The organism is Barnesiella sp. An22 (assembly GCF_002159975.1).
Taxonomy (GTDB): domain Bacteria; phylum Bacteroidota; class Bacteroidia; order Bacteroidales; family Barnesiellaceae; genus Barnesiella; species Barnesiella merdigallinarum.
Genome location: NZ_NFJR01000001.1, coordinates 344,757 through 362,183, shown reverse-complemented (window position 1 = coordinate 362,183; position 17,427 = coordinate 344,757). Strand labels below are relative to the sequence as shown.

Below are 17,427 nucleotides of genomic sequence, written 5' to 3'. Positions count from 1 at the left end.
TCGCTTTATCTTCGGGGGTAGCTTAAAACCGTATCGAAACAGATAGGACTATGAACAATTCCTGCGCCGGCATTATCCGTATCAGGTTCATAGGGTATGATCTCAGCCGCTTTTAGGCACCCCTTTGTTACACCACAAAGTTAGCTATTATTTTTTTCCCGAGGGATATACCCCAGGGTTTTAATAAAAATTAAGAGCTCTATATCTTGCTATTATATAGTGTAGTAAAAAGTAAGAGGTTTTACTGTAAATAGATTATTTTGCAAATAAATCTACAATATGTTTGTGTTTTTGAAAGCTGTTATTTATTTTTGCAAGCAAATTGAAATGCTTATTTTGAACGACGAAATAAAAAGAAACTGTAAACCGATGAAGGGTACTACATTTGTCAAAGGTAAAGAGATAAAGGAGAAAGCAGCGCAGAGGGGATTGACCGGTCTGTATGACCCGGCCAACGAACACGATGCGTGCGGAGTAGGTATGATTGTCAACATCCACGGCAACAAGTCGCACGAGTTGGTCGATTCGGCCCTGAAGGTGCTCGAGAACATGAAGCACCGGGGAGCCGAGGGCGCCGACAACAAGACCGGCGACGGTGCCGGTATCCTGTTGCAGATTCCGCACGAGTTCATTTTGTTGCAAGGTATCCCGGTCCCCGAGAAGGGAAAATATGGCACGGGGCTGGTGTTTCTGCCCAAGAGCCTGAAGGATCAGACCGAGATACTCGACATCATGGCCGAGGAGATCGAGCGCGAGAAGCTCTCGCTCATGCACGTGCGTTCGGTGCCGGTCAATTCGTCGATTCTGGGAAAGAGCGCCGCCGAGACCGAGCCCGACATCAAGCAGATTTTTATCACCGGCGAGGCCGACGACCTGGAGCGCAAGCTCTACCTCATTCGTAAAAAGATAGAGCGTCGGGTTTCGCACAAGGATTTTTACATCGTCTCGCTTTCGAGCAAGACCATCATCTATAAAGGCATGCTGTCGTCGGTGCAGGTGCGCGAATACTTCTGCGACCTCACGCAGCCCTATTTCACCAGCGGTCTGGCCATTGTCCACTCCCGTTTCAGCACCAACACCTTCCCCACTTGGGGGTTGGCCCAGCCCTTCCGGCTGTTGGCGCACAACGGCGAAATCAATACCATCCGTGGCAACCGGGGTTGGATGGAGGCCCGCGAGAGTGTGCTCTCCACACCGTTGTTGGGACCGGTAAAGGACATCCGTCCCATTCTGCAACCCGACATGAGCGACAGTGCGTCGCTCGACAACGTGCTCGAGTTTTTCGTGCAGTCGGGGTTGAGCCTGCCGCACGCCATGGCCATGCTCGTGCCCGAGTCGTTCAACGACAAGAACCCCATCAGCGAAGACCTGAAGGCCTTCTACGAATACCATTCGATTTTGATGGAGCCGTGGGACGGCCCGGCCGCCCTGCTCTTCAGCGACGGCCGCTATGCCGGCGGAATGCTCGACCGTAACGGTCTGCGCCCGGCCCGCTACCTGATTACCCGTAACGACATGATGGTGGTGGCCAGCGAGGCGGGAGTCATCAGCTTCGCCCCCGAGACCATCCGCGAGAAGGGTCGCCTGCAACCGGGTAAGATTCTGCTGGTCGATACGCAGGAGGGTCGCATCTATTACGACGAGGAGCTGAAGCAGCAACTCGCCTCGGCCCGGCCTTACCGTCAGTGGCTGGCCGAGAACCGCATCGAGCTCGATACCCTCAAGAGCGGCCGCAAGGTGGTGAATACCGTCGACGATTACGAACGCAAGTTGCGCGCCTTCGGTTTCACCCGCGAGGATGTGGAGCGCACCATCACGCCCATGTGTACCACCGGGTCGGAGCCTACCGCCTCGATGGGTAACGATACGCCGCTGGCCGTTCTCTCCGAACGTCCGCAATCGCTTTTCAACTATTTCAGACAGCAGTTTGCCCAGGTGACCAACCCGCCCATCGACCCCATTCGCGAGGAGCTGGTCATGTCGCTCACCGAGTATATCGGCGCTGTGGGCAACAACATTCTGTTGCCCGACGAGAGCCACTGCAAGATGGTGCGGTTGCCGCATCCCATCCTCAACAACACCCAACTGGATATTCTCTGCAACATCCGCTATAAGGGATTCAAGACGGTGAAACTGCCCATGCTCTTCGAGGCCGGGCGGGGAAAAACCGGACTGGAAGAGGCGCTCGTTGCCCTCTGCCGCAAGGCCGAGGAGTCGGTCGACGAGGGGGTAAACTACATCGTCCTCACCGACCGCGACATCGATGCCGACCACGCCGCCATACCGGCCCTGCTGGCCGTGAGTGCCGTGCACCATCACCTCATTTCGGTGCAGAAGCGCGTGCAGACGGCTCTGGTGGTCGAGAGCGGCGAGATACGCGAGGTGATGCACGCCGCCCTGTTGCTGGGCTACGGTGCCAGCGCCATCAATCCCTACATGGTCTTTGCCGTGCTCGACGATCTGGTAAAGCGTGGCGACGTGCAGATGAACTACGAGACGGCCGAGAAGAACTACATCAAGGCCGTGTGCAAGGGGCTCTACAAAATCATGAGCAAGATGGGTATCAGCACCATACGTTCGTACCGCGGTGCCAAGATTTTCGAGGCCGTGGGGTTGAGCGAAGAGCTGCTGAACCGCTGGTTCGGTACCCGTTGTTCGTCGGTGGGCGGTATCCGTCTCGATGAGATTGCCCGTGACTACGAGGCATTCCACGATGCCGGCTATCGGCTCGACGACGAGGACGAGCCCTTGCCCTACATCGGGCAGTTCTCCTATCGCAAGGATGGCGAGAAACATGCCTGGAATCCCGAGACCATCAGCCTGCTGCAACTGGCTACCCGGTTGGGCAGTTACGATAAATTCAAACAGTTTACCCAGGCGGTAGACCACAAGGAGAGCCCCATCTTCCTGCGCGACTTCTTCCGCTTCAAACGCAACCCGATTTCCATCGACCAGGTAGAGCCGGTCGAGTCGATCGTAAAACATTTCGTGACGGGGGCCATCTCGTTCGGAGCCATCAGCAAGGAGGCCCACGAGGCGCTTGCCTTGGCCATGAACAAACTGGGAACCCGCAGCAACACGGGCGAGGGTGGCGAAGATTCGGTCCGCTTCCACGAGACCTACGACGGCATTTCGCTCTGCAGCAAGACCAAGCAGGTGGCTTCGGGTCGTTTCGGGGTCACTACCGAATATCTGGTCAATGCCGAAGAGATACAGATCAAGGTGGCACAGGGCGCCAAGCCGGGCGAGGGTGGACAGTTGCCGGGCTTCAAGGTCGACGAAGTGATTGCCCGCACCCGCCATTCGATACCGGGCATTTCGCTCATTTCGCCGCCGCCCCATCACGATATTTACTCCATCGAAGATTTGGCCCAACTCATCTTCGACCTGAAGAATGTCAATCCCCGGGCCCAAATCAGCGTCAAGCTGGTGGCCGAGAGCGGGGTGGGCACCATCGCTGCCGGTGTGGCCAAGGCCAAGGCCGACCTGATTGTCATCTCGGGAGCCGAGGGAGGCACGGGTGCTTCGCCCGCCTCGTCGATGCGCTACGCCGGTATCCCGCCCGAAATCGGGTTGAGCGACACGCAGCAGACGCTGGTGCTGAACGGCCTTCGCGGCAAGGTGCGCCTGCAGACCGACGGGCAGCTCAAAACCGGGCGCGACATCATCAGCATGGCGTTGCTCGGGGCCGAAGAGTTTGCCTTTGGTACCGCCGCCCTCATTGTGCTGGGTTGCGTGATGATGCGCAAGTGCCATGCCAATACCTGTCCGGTGGGCGTGGCCACGCAAGACCCCAAGTTGCGCGAGCGTTTCAGAGGTCACTACCAGTACGTGGTTAACTACTTCCAGTTCCTGGCCCAAGAGGTGCGCGAGTATCTGGCCGAGATGGGCTTCACCCGGTTGAACGACATCGTGGGTCGCACCGACCTGATTGAGATAGCTCCCGCCGAACCGGGTACCAAAGCCTCGCTGCTCGACTTCAGCCGCATGTTGCACCGGGTCGACAACGGTACGGCCCTGCATCGGGTCATGCCCCAACAGCACGACATCGACGGGGTACTCGACGTAACCATGATTGCAGCCGCTCGCGAAGCCATCGAGAACCGACGCGAGGTTTCGCTCGAATATACCATCGGCAATACCGACCGTTCGGTAGGTGCCATGCTCTCGGGGGCCATTGCCTCGCGGTATGGCGAGGCCGGTTTGCCCGACGATACGATTCAGGTCAAGTTCAGAGGTTCGGCCGGACAGAGTTTCGGAGCCTTCCTCACCCGGGGTATCAACTTCCGGCTCGAGGGCGAGGCCAACGACTATCTGGGCAAGGGGTTGAGCGGCGGCCGCATTGCGGTACACCCGCCGGTGCGCAGCACCTTTGCTGCCGAAGACAATACGATAGCCGGCAACACGCTGCTCTATGGAGCCACCTCGGGCGAGGTCTACATCAACGGCCGGGCCGGTGAGCGTTTTGCCGTGCGCAACTCGGGTGCCATTGCCGTAGTCGAAGGGGTGGGCGACCACTGCTGCGAGTACATGACCGGCGGTCGGGTAGTCGTTCTGGGCGAGACGGGCCGCAACTTCGCTGCCGGTATGAGCGGCGGCGTGGCCTACGTGTGGGACAAGAACCGCAAGTTCGACTACTTCTGCAACATGGATATGGTCGAGCTCTCGCTGCTGGAAGATGCGGCTGCCCGCAAGGAGCTGCACGAACTCATCCGCCAGCACTACTTCTACACCAGCTCGTCGCTGGCCCGCACGATGCTCGACAACTGGAACCGCTATGTCGACGAGTTTATCCAGGTAACCCCCATCGAGTTCAAGAAGGTTCTGGCCGAAGAGCAGATGCGCAAGCTCCAGGAGAAGATTGCCGAAGTACAGAGAGATTATTAACCCTATCGAAAAAAACGAACGATTAGATATAGCAAGATAAAAGCATTATGGGAAACCCGAAAGCATTCTTAACCATACCCCGGCAGGAGGCCGGATATCGCCCCGTACACGACCGTATTTCGGACTACGGCGAGGTGGAGCAGACCCTCAACACCAGCGAACGCAAGCTGCAGGCTTCGCGTTGCATGGATTGCGGGGTGCCTTTCTGCCACTGGGCCTGCCCGCTGGGCAACCGCCCGCCCGAATTTCAAGATGCCCTCTATCGGGGCCGATGGGACGAGGCCTACAGGCTGCTCACCCAGACCAACGATTTCCCCGAGTTTACGGGGCGCATCTGTCCGGCGCTGTGCGAGAAGAGCTGTGTGCTCAACCTGAGCATGGAGGCGCCGGTGACCATTCGCGAAAACGAGGCTGCCATCATCGAGGCCGCCTTCCGCGAGGGGCTCGTCAAGCCTCACCACTACAAGCGTAACGGCAGGCGTGTGGCTGTCATCGGGTCGGGCCCGGCCGGGCTCTCGGTGGCCAATCGGCTCAACCGGCTGGGCTACGACGTGACCGTATTCGAGAAGCTGGAGTATGTGGGCGGTCTGTTGCGTTTCGGTATTCCCAACTTCAAACTGCACAAGCCCATCATCGACCGTCGGGTGCGGGTGATGGAGGCCGAGGGCATCACCTTCGAGGTGAACCATGTCGTCGAGCTCGACCATCTGCCCGAGGGTTTCGATGCCTACTGTCTCTGCACGGGTACGCCCCAGGCCCGCGACCTCAATATTCCGGGGCGCGACTTGGCCGGTATCCATTTTGCCATGGAGATGCTGGCCCAGCAAAACCGGGTGTTGGCCGGGCAGACCTTCAGCGACGAAGAGCGCATCACGGCACGCGGCAAGGATGTGCTGGTAATCGGTGGCGGCGATACGGGCAGCGACTGCATAGGCACGAGCAACCGGCAGGGTGCGGCCAGCGTGACCCAGATAGAAATCATGCCGAAGCCGCCCGTAGGATACAACCCCGCGACACCCTGGCCCCAGTGGCCTGTTGTGCTGAAGACCAGCAGCAGCCACGAGGAGGGATGCGTACGTCGCTGGAGCCTCTCGTCCACCCGCTTTATCGGTGAGAACGGGCGGGTGTGCGGCGTCGAGGTCGAGGAGGTCGACTGGTTGCCGGCTCCCGACGGCGGTCGCCCGCAGATGCGGCCTACGGGACGGAAAGAGATTTTGAAGGCCGACCTGGTGTTGCTGGCGATGGGATTCCTCAAGCCTCAGTTGCCCGACCTGCCGGAGAATGTATTCGTGGCCGGCGATGCCGCCTCGGGTGCCAGTCTGGTAGTCAAATGTATCGCTTCGGGACATCGTGCCGCGCAGGAGATAGACCGGTATTGCACTACCGGCCAACGATAGAAACAGGAGTATAGAACAGCATAAAACAACCCTTGTCATGTGTGGAATAGCAGCCATATTCAATATTAAGAGCCAATCGCCCGAGTGGCGTAAGAAAGCCTTGGCCATGGCCAAGAAGATTCGTCATCGGGGCCCCGACTGGAGCGGCATCTATTGCGGAAGCTCGGCCATCCTGGCCCACGAGCGACTCTCGATTGTCGACCCTCAGAGCGGAGGCCAGCCCCTCTACTCGCCCGACCGCAAGCAGGTGCTTGCCGTCAATGGCGAGATTTACAACCACCGCGAAATCCGGCAACGGTATGCGGGTCAATACGAGTTTCAGACGGGTAGCGACTGCGAGGTGATACTGGCACTCTACCGCGACAAGGGTATCGACTTTCTGGAGGAGTTGAACGGCATTTTTGCCTTTGCCCTCTACGACGAAGAGCGCGACGAGTTTCTCATCGCCCGCGACCCCATAGGTGTCATTCCGTTGTATATCGGATACGACAGCGACGGCACCCTCTATTGTGCCAGCGAACTGAAGGCGCTCGAGGGTTTCTGCGAGCGCTACGAACCCTTCCTGCCCGGCCACTACTATTCGAGCCGCGAGAAGAAGATGGTCCGTTGGTACAAACGCGAATGGACCCGCTACGATGCCGTCAAGGACAATCCCGCTTCGGTATTCGAGTTGCGCGAAGCGCTCGAGGAGGCCGTGCGTCGGCAACTGATGAGCGACGTGCCCTACGGGGTGTTGCTCTCGGGCGGGCTCGACAGTTCGGTAATCTCGGCCATAGCCAAGCGATTCGCTGCCCGACGGGTCGAAACCGACGGACAGAAGGAGGCCTGGTGGCCCCAGCTCCACTCCTTTGCCATCGGGTTGCGCGGAGCTCCCGACCTGGCCAAGGCTCGCGAGGTGGCCGACTATATAGGCACCGTACATCACGAGATAAACTACACCATACAGGAGGGGCTCGACGCCGTGCGCGACGTCATCTATTACATCGAGACCTACGACGTCACTACCGTGCGCGCCTCTACGCCCATGTATCTGCTGGCTCGGGTCATCAAGAGCATGGGTATCAAGATGGTGCTGAGCGGCGAGGGGGCCGACGAGGTATTCGGCGGTTACCTCTACTTCCACAAGGCACCCGATGCGCGGGCATTCCACGAGGAGACCGTGCGGAAGCTGTCGAAGCTCTACCTCTATGACTGCCTGCGGGCCAACAAGGCCCTCTCGGCCTGGGGGGTGGAGGGACGTGTACCGTTCCTCGACAAGGAGTTCCTCGACGTGGCCATGCGGCTCAATCCGCAGGCCAAGATGTGCCCCGGCAAGACCATCGAGAAGCGCATCGTGCGCGAAGCCTTTGCCGACATGCTGCCCGACACGGTGGCCTGGCGACAGAAGGAGCAGTTCAGCGACGGGGTGGGGTACAGTTGGATCGATACCCTGAAGACCGTCACCGCACAGGCCGTGAGCGACGAGCAGATGCAGCACGCCGCCGAGCGTTTCCCCATCAATCCGCCGCAAAACAAGGAGGAGTATTACTACCGCTCGATTTTCGAGGAGTATTTCCCCAGCGAAAGTGCAGCCCGCAGTGTGCCCAGTGTACCCAGCGTAGCCTGCTCTACGGCCGAAGCCCTGGCCTGGGATGCCTCGTTTGCCCACATGAACGAGCCGAGCGGCCGGGCCGTGACCGGTGTGCACGAAGAGGCCTACGGGAAAAAGTAAAAACCGGAGAATCGTAAAACGAAAGCTATATAAATAACCAACCATAAAATTTAAGACAGTATGTCAACGTTGAGATTTAGAGTAGTAGAGAAAGCCTTTCAGGCAAAACCGGTAGAGGTATCGGTACCCAACGAACGCCCGAGCGACTATTTCGCCAAGTATGTGTTCAATCGGGAGAAGATGTTCAAGTATCTGCCTACATCGACCTACAACCGCTTGGTCGATGTGATAGACCACGGTGCCACCCTCGACCGCGATATGGCCGACGAGGTAGCACGCGGAATGAAAAAGTGGGCGATGGAACTGGGTGCAACCCACTATACCCACTGGTTCCAGCCTTTGACCGAAGGCACGGCAGAGAAACACGATGCCTTTGTCGAACATGACGGCAAAGGGGGTATGATGGAAGAATTTTCGGGCAAGTTGCTCGTGCAGCAGGAGCCCGACGCCTCGTCGTTCCCCAACGGTGGTATCCGCAACACGTTCGAAGCCCGCGGTTACAGCGCCTGGGATCCCTCGTCGCCCGTCTTTGTGGTAGACGATACCCTCTGTATCCCCACCGTATTTATCGCCTATACGGGCGAATCGCTCGATTACAAGGCCCCGTTGCTCAAAGCGTTGCGCGCTGTCGACAAGGCTGCGGTCGACGTATGTCACTATTTCAATCCCGACGTGAAGAAGGTGATGGCCTACCTGGGTTGGGAACAGGAGTATTTCCTGGTCGACGAGGGTCTGTATGCTGCCCGTCCCGACCTGCTCTTGACCGGTCGCACGCTGATGGGACACGAAGCTTCGAAAAACCAGCAGCTCGAGGATCACTATTTCGGTGCCATTCCTACGCGGGTAGCCGCCTTTATGAAAGACCTCGAGATACAGGCTCTGGAGCTGGGTATCCCGGTTAAGACCCGTCACAACGAGGTAGCCCCCAACCAGTTCGAGCTGGCTCCTATCTTCGAGGAGTGCAATCTGGCCGTCGACCACAACATGCTGGTGATGTCGCTCATGCGTAAGGTAGCCCGCACGCACGGCTTCAGAGTGCTGCTGCACGAGAAACCTTTCAAGGGTGTCAACGGTTCGGGCAAGCACAACAACTGGTCGCTGGGTACCGATACGGGCATCTTGCTGATGTCGCCGGGCAAGACGCCTGAAGAGAACCTGCGCTTCATCACCTTCGTGGTGAATACGCTGATGGCGGTTTATCGTCACAACGGTTTGCTGAAGGCCTCGATCATGAGTGCCACCAACGCCCATCGTCTGGGTGCGAACGAGGCACCGCCCGCCATTATCTCGTCGTTCCTGGGTACGCAGTTGAGTCGGGTACTCGACCACATGGAAGAGAGTTCCGCCGACGATTTGGTAGTGCTCTCGGGCAAACATGGCATGAAACTCGATATTCCGCAAATCCCCGAATTGCTTATCGATAACACCGACCGTAACCGTACGTCGCCCTTTGCCTTCACCGGCAACCGCTTCGAATTCCGTGCCGTAGGTTCCGAGGCCAACTGTGCCAGCGCTATGATAGCGTTGAACTCCGCCGTGGCCGAGCAGCTCGTCATCTTCAAAAACGAGGTAGACGAACTGATTGGAAAAGGCGAGGAGAAGATTCCGGCTATCATTCAAGTGTTGCGTAAGTATATCAAACTGAGCAAACCTATCCGCTTCGACGGCAACGGTTACAGCGATGAGTGGAAGGCCGAGGCCGAACGTCGTGGGCTCGATTGCGAGACGAGTGTTCCACTAATCTTCGACAACTACCTCTCGATGTCGAGCATCAAGATGTTTGAGTCGACCGGAGTAATGACCCGCAAGGAGCTCGAGGCTCGTAACGAAGTGAAGTGGGAGACCTACACGAAGAAGATTCAGATCGAGGCTCGTGTATTGGGCGACCTGGTGATGAACCACATTGTACCGGTTGCTACCGAGTATCAGACCAAGTTGATTGACAACGTGTATAAGATGCGCGGACTCTTCTCGGAAGAGGAGACTCGAGAACTCTCGGCCGAGAATCTGGCTATTATCCGCAAGATTGCCGAGCATACCAGCTACATCAAGGAGCATGTCGACTCGATGATCGATGCCCGCAAGGTGGCCAACAAGATTGCCGATGAGCGTGAGAAGGCCATAGCCTACCACGACACGATTGCCCCGATGTTGGAACAGATACGTTACCATATCGACAAACTGGAATTGATTGTCGATGATCAGATGTGGACGTTGCCTAAATACCGCGAACTGCTTTTTATCAGATAAATAAGTTAAGTTTGGTTAGATGGACGAAGGCCGGAGCCTCCCTTTCTGCGGGGAGGGCCGGCCTTTTTCAGTATCGGGAGAGGGGAGAATGGTAATGCCGGACACGGAAAGCTCTCGTTTTCTTTTTGCCTCTCTGCTTTATGTATATAAGATAGGAGGCGGTTTGGAATAATCAAACTCGAAATTTCATTTTGGTTTGCTTCTCCTCTCACCTCCTCTCACCTTTTGCTATCTTTTTTACATAAGATAGGATGCGGCTCGGCATAGTCAAATGTTGAAAACTTCGTTTTCCATTTGTCTCTGCTCTCGCCTTTCGCTATCTTTACATAAGATAAGATGCGGCTTGGCATAGTCAAATGTTGAAAACTTCGTTTTCCATTTGCCTCTGCTCTCGCCTTTCGCTATCTTTGTTCCCATATAAAACATAAAAAAAGAATAGGTATGATAATACATGTGATACTCCTGCTTGTGGGGTTGGTTTTGATTCTGTCGGGGGCCAATTTTTTGACGGACGGGGCTGCCGCTTTGGCCAAGCGTTTCAACATATCGTCGCTGGTGATAGGTCTCACGATTGTAGCCTTCGGGACATCGGCTCCCGAGTTGACGGTGAGCGTGGTTTCGGCCATCAATGGCAGTGCCGAACTGGCAATTGGTAATGTGGTGGGAAGCAACATTTTCAATATCCTGATGATTGTGGGGGTGACGGCCGTAGTGGCACCGATTCGCATTACCCGGGGTACGCTGACGAAAGAGATACCGCTGGCGATACTTTCGTCGGTAGTCGTGCTCATTTGTGCCAATGACCTGTTTTTGGGTACCGGCACCGAGAATGTCATCAACCGGGCCGACGGGTTACTTATGCTCTGCTTCTTCTTGATTTTCCTGGGCTATACGTTTGCTATTGCCCATAACCATAGCGACGAGGAGTCGGCCGAAATCAAATCGTTGCCCGTGTGGCGTTGTGTGGTTTACATCATAGGCGGACTTGCGGCTCTGATATTCGGCGGCCGGCTGTTTGTCGACGGGTCGAGCGAGATAGCCCGTTCGCTGGGAGTAGGCGAGTCGATTATCGGTCTGACGCTGGTGGCCATGGGAACCTCGCTGCCCGAGTTGGCAACCTCGGTGGTCGCGGCTTTGAAGAAAAATCCCGAGATTGCCATCGGTAATGTGATAGGTTCCAACCTGTTCAATGTCTTTTTTGTGTTGGGGGCCAGTGCCGCTATCTCGCCGCTGCCTCTGGGTGGCATCACCAACTTCGACCTGCTCTATCTGTTGGGAGCTTCGGTATTGATGTTCTTCGTAGGAAAGTACCACAAGGAGCGCATGATTACTCGTGCCGAGGGTATTGTAATGATTCTTGCCTATGTGATCTATACCGGTTATTTGATTTATCAACTGTAAGAGTTCGCTTAATCTCTCTCGGAAATGGGAGAGGAGTGACTGCATCGAGAATATGACACACGGCCTCCGCGAGAATTTCAACTCGTGGGGGCCGTGTGCTTTCAAAGGGGATTATTCAATCTCGTCGATCGTGGGGCAATGGGTAAAGTGGAACTCCGACTGGGCTTTCTCTTTCGAAAAGCAGAAGTAGGTCAGTTCGCCCTGTGTACAAACCTGGCCGTTGCAACTGATTTGGGCGGCTATAAAGGCAAAGTTGTGTTTGATTTCGGTGAGATGCGCCCGTATCTCCAGAGTAATATCGCTCCCCGTGGGGATAGACTTTTTGAATTTGACATCCAGGTGGGTAGTCATGCCCGAGGTTTGGAGTTTTCGAGCTACGAGCCAGCCGGCAATCTCGTCGATGAGTAGCGATTGAATGCCACCGTGCAGCGTGTGCAGCCAACCTTGGTAGTTGTCGGTCGGAGTCCAGAACGAAACGATGTCGTCGCCATCCTCGTAAAACTCCATTCTCAATCCGTAGGGATTGTGAGGGGCACAGCCGAAGCAGTTGTATCCCTCGTTTTCGAGTCGAATCCAGGGGTTTATAATCTTTTTCATCGTAGTGAATGTGTTTATTCGGTAAAACTTGAGATCAAAGATAATAGTTTGTCGGGCTATTGTAGCCTTCACAGAGAAAGAATTGGGACAAGAGAGGAAAAGAGAGATGTTTCGGGAAGAAAACATATAAATAATATTAACAAAATTAAACTAAATAAATTGCATATGGAGCCTGCCGATTTTGTGAATTAGGTGTATGTTGGTGCTTTGCAAGAAATGGGGGGATTATATAATCTACTATAAATAAGATATTTATGAGAAAAGTGTAAAATAATAATATTTTTATAAGTTTTTTTATGGTGGTTTTTAGAATTGTCCTTACCTTTGCAGCTGTTGGAAATAGGGGAATTAGATGAGATAATTAGTCCTAATTGTTTCACTGTTTGCATCCCTGTTTTGGAGAATAAAGTTCTTATACATCGGTAGATTTGATTGATTTGTCAATCATCAATTGGGTAGATGAAAGAACATACTGCAAAACCCAAATTGCCTCCTCTCTTCTGCGATAGGGAAAGGAGAATTTGGCTGGTGTTGGATTTGTTAGAAGACCGGGAAATTCTCTTCTCGGTGTCCCCAGAGAATGTAAAAGTGTTTAACTAGGTTCTTAGAACTAACCATTTGTTTGAGAATAACATAATGGATGTTTGTAATGCTTTTTATCAGATGAAGCTGATTTTATGAAGGGAGAATAGGGGATGATAATAAGCTTGTAAATTCAATAGAATATTTCTGCATGGAAATTGGGTCAATGTGTTGAAAATATATTGTAAAATGAGGAATTAAATCTAATATTTTTATGGGTTATATTTCGATTTTGTTGTTGTCTTTTTTTATCAGTTTGGGATTTTCCATATTTATTATTCCAAGAATTTTATTGATTTCGTTTAAAAAGCATCTGTTCGATATACCGGATGAGCGTAAAGTGCACCAAGGCGTGATTCCTCGCTTGGGAGGCGTTTCGTTTTTCCCGGCCGTAGTTTTTACATTGGCGCTGATGACTGGCCTGAATCGAATTTACGGTCCGGAAGTATTCCCATCGATAATTAGCGGCAGTGATACAGCCGTACTCTCGTTTGGTTTGAGTAGCTTGTTGCTTCTGTATTTGACCGGTATTACCGACGATCTGATAGGCGTTCGCTATTATCAAAAGTTCATTGTTCAGATATTCTGTGCCATATTGCTGGTTACCTCGGGATTGTGGATAAACAATCTGTATGGTATTTTCGGAATTTATGAGTTGCCAGCTTCGGTGGGTATTCCCTTTACCGTTTTTGCAATTGTATTTATTACCAATGCCATTAACCTGATTGATGGAATCGATGGCTTGGCTTCGGGATTGAGTGGTATAGCTTTTCTCTTCTTTACCGTACTCTTTGCCTATCAGCGAGAGTGGTTGTATGCTTCGCTTGCGATTGTGACACTGGGTACACTTATTCCGTTTTTTTACTACAATGTGTTCGGCAACCCTGCTCGGGGTCGTAAAATCTTCATGGGCGATACCGGTTCTTTGACGATTGGCTTTGTGTTGAGTATCCTGGCTATTCGTTTCAGTATGTCCGATGTCACGGTGTTGCATCGTGTTCCTGATGCGATTGTCATTGCCTTTTCGGTATTGATTACTCCCGTATTCGATGTGGTTCGGGTCATTTTGCACCGGGCCCGTTTTCATAAAAATATCTTCAGTCCCGACAAAAATCATATCCATCATAAGTTCTTGGCATTAGGTTTTACACACCGGGCAGCCATGATTACGATTCTGCTCATCTCTGCCGGATTTGCCGCCATGAACTTGTTGTTGCTTACTCATGTAAATATCAACGTCCTGTTGTTCCTGGATATCTTTATTTGGACCGTGATGCAGCTTTATCTGTCCCATCGGATAAAACAGGTAAAGGAAGCTTCCGATTCGAAACACTGATTTGCTAACAGTTATTTTTTATCTGATGAAATATATTTCAAGAGTTTTCATGTGCATGATACTTGTAGGACTGGTATCGTGTGTCCCTTCCAAGAAAATGATTTATCTGCAAGGAGCCGATGAGTTGTCAGAAACTCCTCAAGCTATTGCACAGAATTATGAGTTGAAGATAGTTCCCGATGACCAGTTGCTGATTACGGTCAGCAGCAAAGATGAAGAGTTGTTGGAGCTCTTTGCCAATAGTCAGGTGTTGGGAAGTTCGGGCTCTTCGTCAAATATTCAGGAGGCAATAGGCCTTCGGGTCGACAAGCAAGGGAAAATCGAGGTTCCTATTTTGGGCGAGATGCAGGCTGCCGGATTGACTCGCGGTGAACTGGCCAAGGCTATTGAAGCCAAATTGATTGAAGGTGAGTATCTGAATGATCCGACGGTAACAGTTCAACTTAAAGATTTCAAGGTGACGGTAATGGGTGAGGTAAACAGTCCGGGAGTTCAAGCTATATCAGGCGATCGGGTGACGATTCTCGAAGCTTTGACAATGGCGGGCGACCTTACTCCGTCGGGAAAACGTGATAATATTCTGGTTGTCCGCGAGGAGGGTGACCAGCGAGTAAGCTATGTTGTCGATTTGACTTCGAGCGAAAAGGTACTGACTTCGCCCTGTTACTATTTGAAGCAAAACGATGTTGTGTATGTACAGCCCAACAAGTCGATAGGGGTGAAGGGTAGTGCTACCCTGTCGTTCGTTTCGGCAAGTAGCAGTATCTTGTCGGTTATCGCTTCGGTATTATCTATCGTATCAATGATTATAGTATTAAAAGACAAGTAATTTCTCTATATATGGAGCTCATTCAAGAAAATAAAAACGAGAAGAAGAATGAAGGGGGTATAACCCTGCGTGATATCGTCGAGTTGATATTCGACAACTGGTATTGGATTGTATTGTCGGTTGCCGTGTGTGTCTCGGTTGCTTGGTTCTATTTGGCCATGCAGACACCGCTGTACAAGCGGAGTGCCGTAATGCTGGTCAAGGCCGAAAATAAATCGAATAACGATATGTCGGCTCTCCTGGAGTTGAATGGCGGTATATCGGGTAGCGGAGTAGAAAACGAAATCTATATTTTGCAATCGCGTCAACTGATGCGCGAGGTTGTGGAGCGTCTGAATCTTGACGTAACCTATCAGGTAAAAGATTTCTTACATAACAAGCAGTTATATGCCGAGTCCCCCCTTCGGGCCCATTTCCTCGATGCCTATACGTTGCCGGTTTCGATGAAAGTATCGCCGATTGATGAGAATCACTATGCGTTGAAGGAGTTGAATGTAGGAGGAAAGAAAACCAACGAAGGCAACCAGCAGATTGCTTTTGGCGATACCCTTGTTTCGGATGCAGGTCGCATTGTAGTTGAGTCGGTTCCCGAGTTCCTCCCGGCATATTACAATGTCCCGGTCGAGGTTTCCCGTATGGATTTGAATACGGCAGCCGATATTTATCACTCGTTGATTTCGGCTGCCTTGGCTGGTGAGCGTACGACATTGGTCCAGATTAACTGTGTCGACTCCAATATTTCTCGTGCCGAAGCTATTCTGATGGCCTTAATCGATGTGTATCGTGAAACCATTATCGAAGATAAAAACCGCATAGCTACCAGTACGGCCAAGTTTATCAACGAGCGGGTTGAGATTATCAGCCGGGAGTTGGGCGATGTCGAGAATGAATTGACCGATTTCAAACAGAAAAATCGTATTGTCAGTATCGATGCTTCAGCCAATCAGTTTATGAGTGAGAACAGCCAGATGCGTACTGAACTGGTACAACTCGAAACCGAGTATGCCATCGCACAAGCCGTACATCGGGCATTCACCAATGATAAAGACAATAAACAGCTGATACCGAATGTGTCGGGGGTGGGCGATGCTGGTTTGCAAAGCCAGATAGAAGCCTACAATGAGATGCTGCTGCAACGTGAGCGCCTGGCTGCCAATTCGGGAGAGAACAACCCCTTGGTACGCGATCTTGACAAGAACTTGGCTTCGGTTAGAATCAACTTGGCCTCTTCGTTGAGCAACTACATCTCTACGTTGAAACTGAAGCTGGAGAAGGCCCGCAAGGTCGAGGAACAAACTTTGAATTATATCGAGTCGGTACCCCAACAGGAAAAGCAGGCCTTGGGTATCATGCGTCAACAAAACATAAAAGAGGCTCTCTATACCTTCTTGCTGAACAAACGGGAAGAGAATGCCATGCAGTTGGCTATTACCGAAGCCAATATTCGAGTGATAGAAACTCCGTTTGGTTCGTCGGCACCCGTAGCTCCGGCTCGTAGAATGTTCTTGATGGGTGCATTTATCATAGGTCTCATTATTCCCTTGGCTATCCAGTTGCTGCGCCTGATGTGGAATACGAGCGTAAGAGGTCGTAAGGATGTGGAAGACTATACGTCGATGCCTATCTTGGGCGAGATTCCATCAATGAAAGAGGAGAAGGGAGAGCGAGCTATTGTCGTGGCCGAGAACAAGACCAGCAGTGTAGCTGAGTCGTTCCGTCTGTTGCGTTCCAATATGGATTTTGTGGCGCCCAAAGCCCGTGTGATTATGTTCACTTCGACCATTCCCGGTGAGGGTAAGAGCTTTGTCTCTCGTAACTTTGCGGTAACACTGGCCATGACCAACAAGAAAGTTATCCTGCTCGATATGGACTTGCGTAAACGGACCTTGAGCAAGACGTTGGACTTGACTACGAAAAATGGCGTATCTACTTGGCTGTCGGGCAAAAACAACAACGTAGCCGAGCTGATACAACCCAGTAATATTCACAAACAGTTCGATATGATTTCGGCCGGAATTATGCCGCCCAATCCTTCAGAACTGCTTATGAGCGACCGTTTCCCGGCCTTGATCGAAGAGTTGAAGAAATTGTACGATTATGTCATCCTCGACTGTGTACCCGCCATGGTTGTTGCCGATGCTGGTATCATTGGTCGTGTAGCCGACCTGACAATATATGTCATTCGCTCCGGAGTCTTGGATCGTCGTTACCTGCCCGAATTGGAAAAACTCTATCAAGATAACAAATTCAAAAATCTCACCGTCGTCCTCAACGGCATTGAAATGGAGAGCAAGAAATACGGTTATGGATACGGCTACGGTTATGGCTATGGCTATGGCTACAGTTATGGAGCCGATCAGGGTCGAAAGAAAAAACGTAATGTTGTCTATAAATGGGCGCATAAGATAGCGCGTATTTTTAGAGGATAATTTTGGTA

Annotated in this window: 9 protein-coding genes and 1 riboswitch; of the genes, 8 read left to right on the top strand and 1 reads right to left on the bottom strand. The window is 52.6% G+C overall.

Annotation, left to right across the window (positions count from 1 at the left end; genetic code table 11):
- Positions 1-41 precede the first annotated feature (41 nt).
- Positions 42-134, bottom strand: a riboswitch (TPP riboswitch).
- A gap of 235 nt (positions 135-369) precedes the next feature.
- The 5 genes from gltB to B5F38_RS01520 all read left to right on the top strand — a co-directional run bounded on the left by gltB (position 370) and on the right by B5F38_RS01520 (position 11,646).
- Positions 370-4,887, top strand: coding sequence for a glutamate synthase large subunit (gltB, locus tag B5F38_RS01540; protein WP_087407764.1), 4,518 nt, complete (start codon positions 370-372; stop codon positions 4,885-4,887).
- Positions 4,888-4,934: 47 nt separating this feature from the next.
- Positions 4,935-6,284 carry a glutamate synthase subunit beta gene (locus B5F38_RS01535; protein WP_087407551.1) on the top strand — a complete coding sequence of 450 codons (1,350 nt, stop codon included), beginning with the start codon at positions 4,935-4,937 and terminating at the stop codon, positions 6,282-6,284.
- Between the two features lie 37 nt (positions 6,285-6,321).
- Complete coding sequence (asnB, locus tag B5F38_RS01530; protein WP_087407550.1) at positions 6,322-7,995, top strand: asparagine synthase B; 1,674 nt, start codon at positions 6,322-6,324, stop codon at positions 7,993-7,995.
- Positions 7,996-8,055: 60 nt separating this feature from the next.
- The gene (locus B5F38_RS01525) at positions 8,056-10,245 is read left to right on the top strand and encodes a glutamine synthetase III (RefSeq protein WP_087407549.1); all 2,190 of its coding nucleotides are present in this window, start codon (positions 8,056-8,058) and stop codon (positions 10,243-10,245) included.
- Between the two features lie 447 nt (positions 10,246-10,692).
- The gene (locus B5F38_RS01520; protein ID WP_087407763.1) at positions 10,693-11,646 is read left to right on the top strand and encodes a calcium/sodium antiporter; all 954 of its coding nucleotides are present in this window, start codon (positions 10,693-10,695) and stop codon (positions 11,644-11,646) included.
- Between the two features lie 111 nt (positions 11,647-11,757).
- On the opposite strand, the gene B5F38_RS01515 is transcribed toward B5F38_RS01520, so the two are convergent.
- A complete protein-coding gene (locus B5F38_RS01515) occupies positions 11,758-12,243 on the bottom strand; it encodes a PaaI family thioesterase (RefSeq protein ID WP_087407548.1) in 486 nt (161 codons plus the stop codon).
- 796 nt (positions 12,244-13,039) lie between these two features.
- On the opposite strand from B5F38_RS01515, the gene B5F38_RS01510 reads away from it, so the two are divergent.
- Genes B5F38_RS01510 through B5F38_RS01500 form a run of 3 tightly spaced genes read left to right on the top strand, consistent with a single transcriptional unit; the run spans position 13,040 to position 17,419 of the window.
- The gene (locus B5F38_RS01510) at positions 13,040-14,161 is read left to right on the top strand and encodes an MraY family glycosyltransferase (protein WP_087407547.1); all 1,122 of its coding nucleotides are present in this window, start codon (positions 13,040-13,042) and stop codon (positions 14,159-14,161) included.
- Between the two features lie 55 nt (positions 14,162-14,216).
- Positions 14,217-14,990 (top strand): polysaccharide biosynthesis/export family protein, encoded by a 774-nt coding sequence (locus B5F38_RS01505; RefSeq protein WP_241147782.1) that lies wholly within the window; start codon positions 14,217-14,219, stop codon positions 14,988-14,990.
- An 11-nt stretch (positions 14,991-15,001) separates the two neighbouring features.
- Positions 15,002-17,419 carry a tyrosine-protein kinase gene (locus tag B5F38_RS01500; RefSeq protein WP_087407546.1) on the top strand — a complete coding sequence of 806 codons (2,418 nt, stop codon included), beginning with the start codon at positions 15,002-15,004 and terminating at the stop codon, positions 17,417-17,419.
- The last annotated feature ends 8 nt before the right edge of the window (positions 17,420-17,427 follow it).

Coding starts and splice junctions, on each gene's coding strand:
- B5F38_RS01535 (WP_087407551.1), top strand. CDS start 4,935: ATGGGAAACCCGAAAGCATTCTTAACCATACCCCGGCAGGAGGCCGGA.
- asnB (WP_087407550.1), top strand. CDS start 6,322: ATGTGTGGAATAGCAGCCATATTCAATATTAAGAGCCAATCGCCCGAG.
- B5F38_RS01525 (WP_087407549.1), top strand. CDS start 8,056: ATGTCAACGTTGAGATTTAGAGTAGTAGAGAAAGCCTTTCAGGCAAAA.
- B5F38_RS01515 (WP_087407548.1), bottom strand. CDS start 12,243: ATGAAAAAGATTATAAACCCCTGGATTCGACTCGAAAACGAGGGATAC.
- B5F38_RS01500 (WP_087407546.1), top strand. CDS start 15,002: ATGGAGCTCATTCAAGAAAATAAAAACGAGAAGAAGAATGAAGGGGGT.
- B5F38_RS01505 (WP_241147782.1), top strand. CDS start 14,217: ATGATACTTGTAGGACTGGTATCGTGTGTCCCTTCCAAGAAAATGATT.
- gltB (WP_087407764.1), top strand. CDS start 370: ATGAAGGGTACTACATTTGTCAAAGGTAAAGAGATAAAGGAGAAAGCA.
- B5F38_RS01510 (WP_087407547.1), top strand. CDS start 13,040: ATGGGTTATATTTCGATTTTGTTGTTGTCTTTTTTTATCAGTTTGGGA.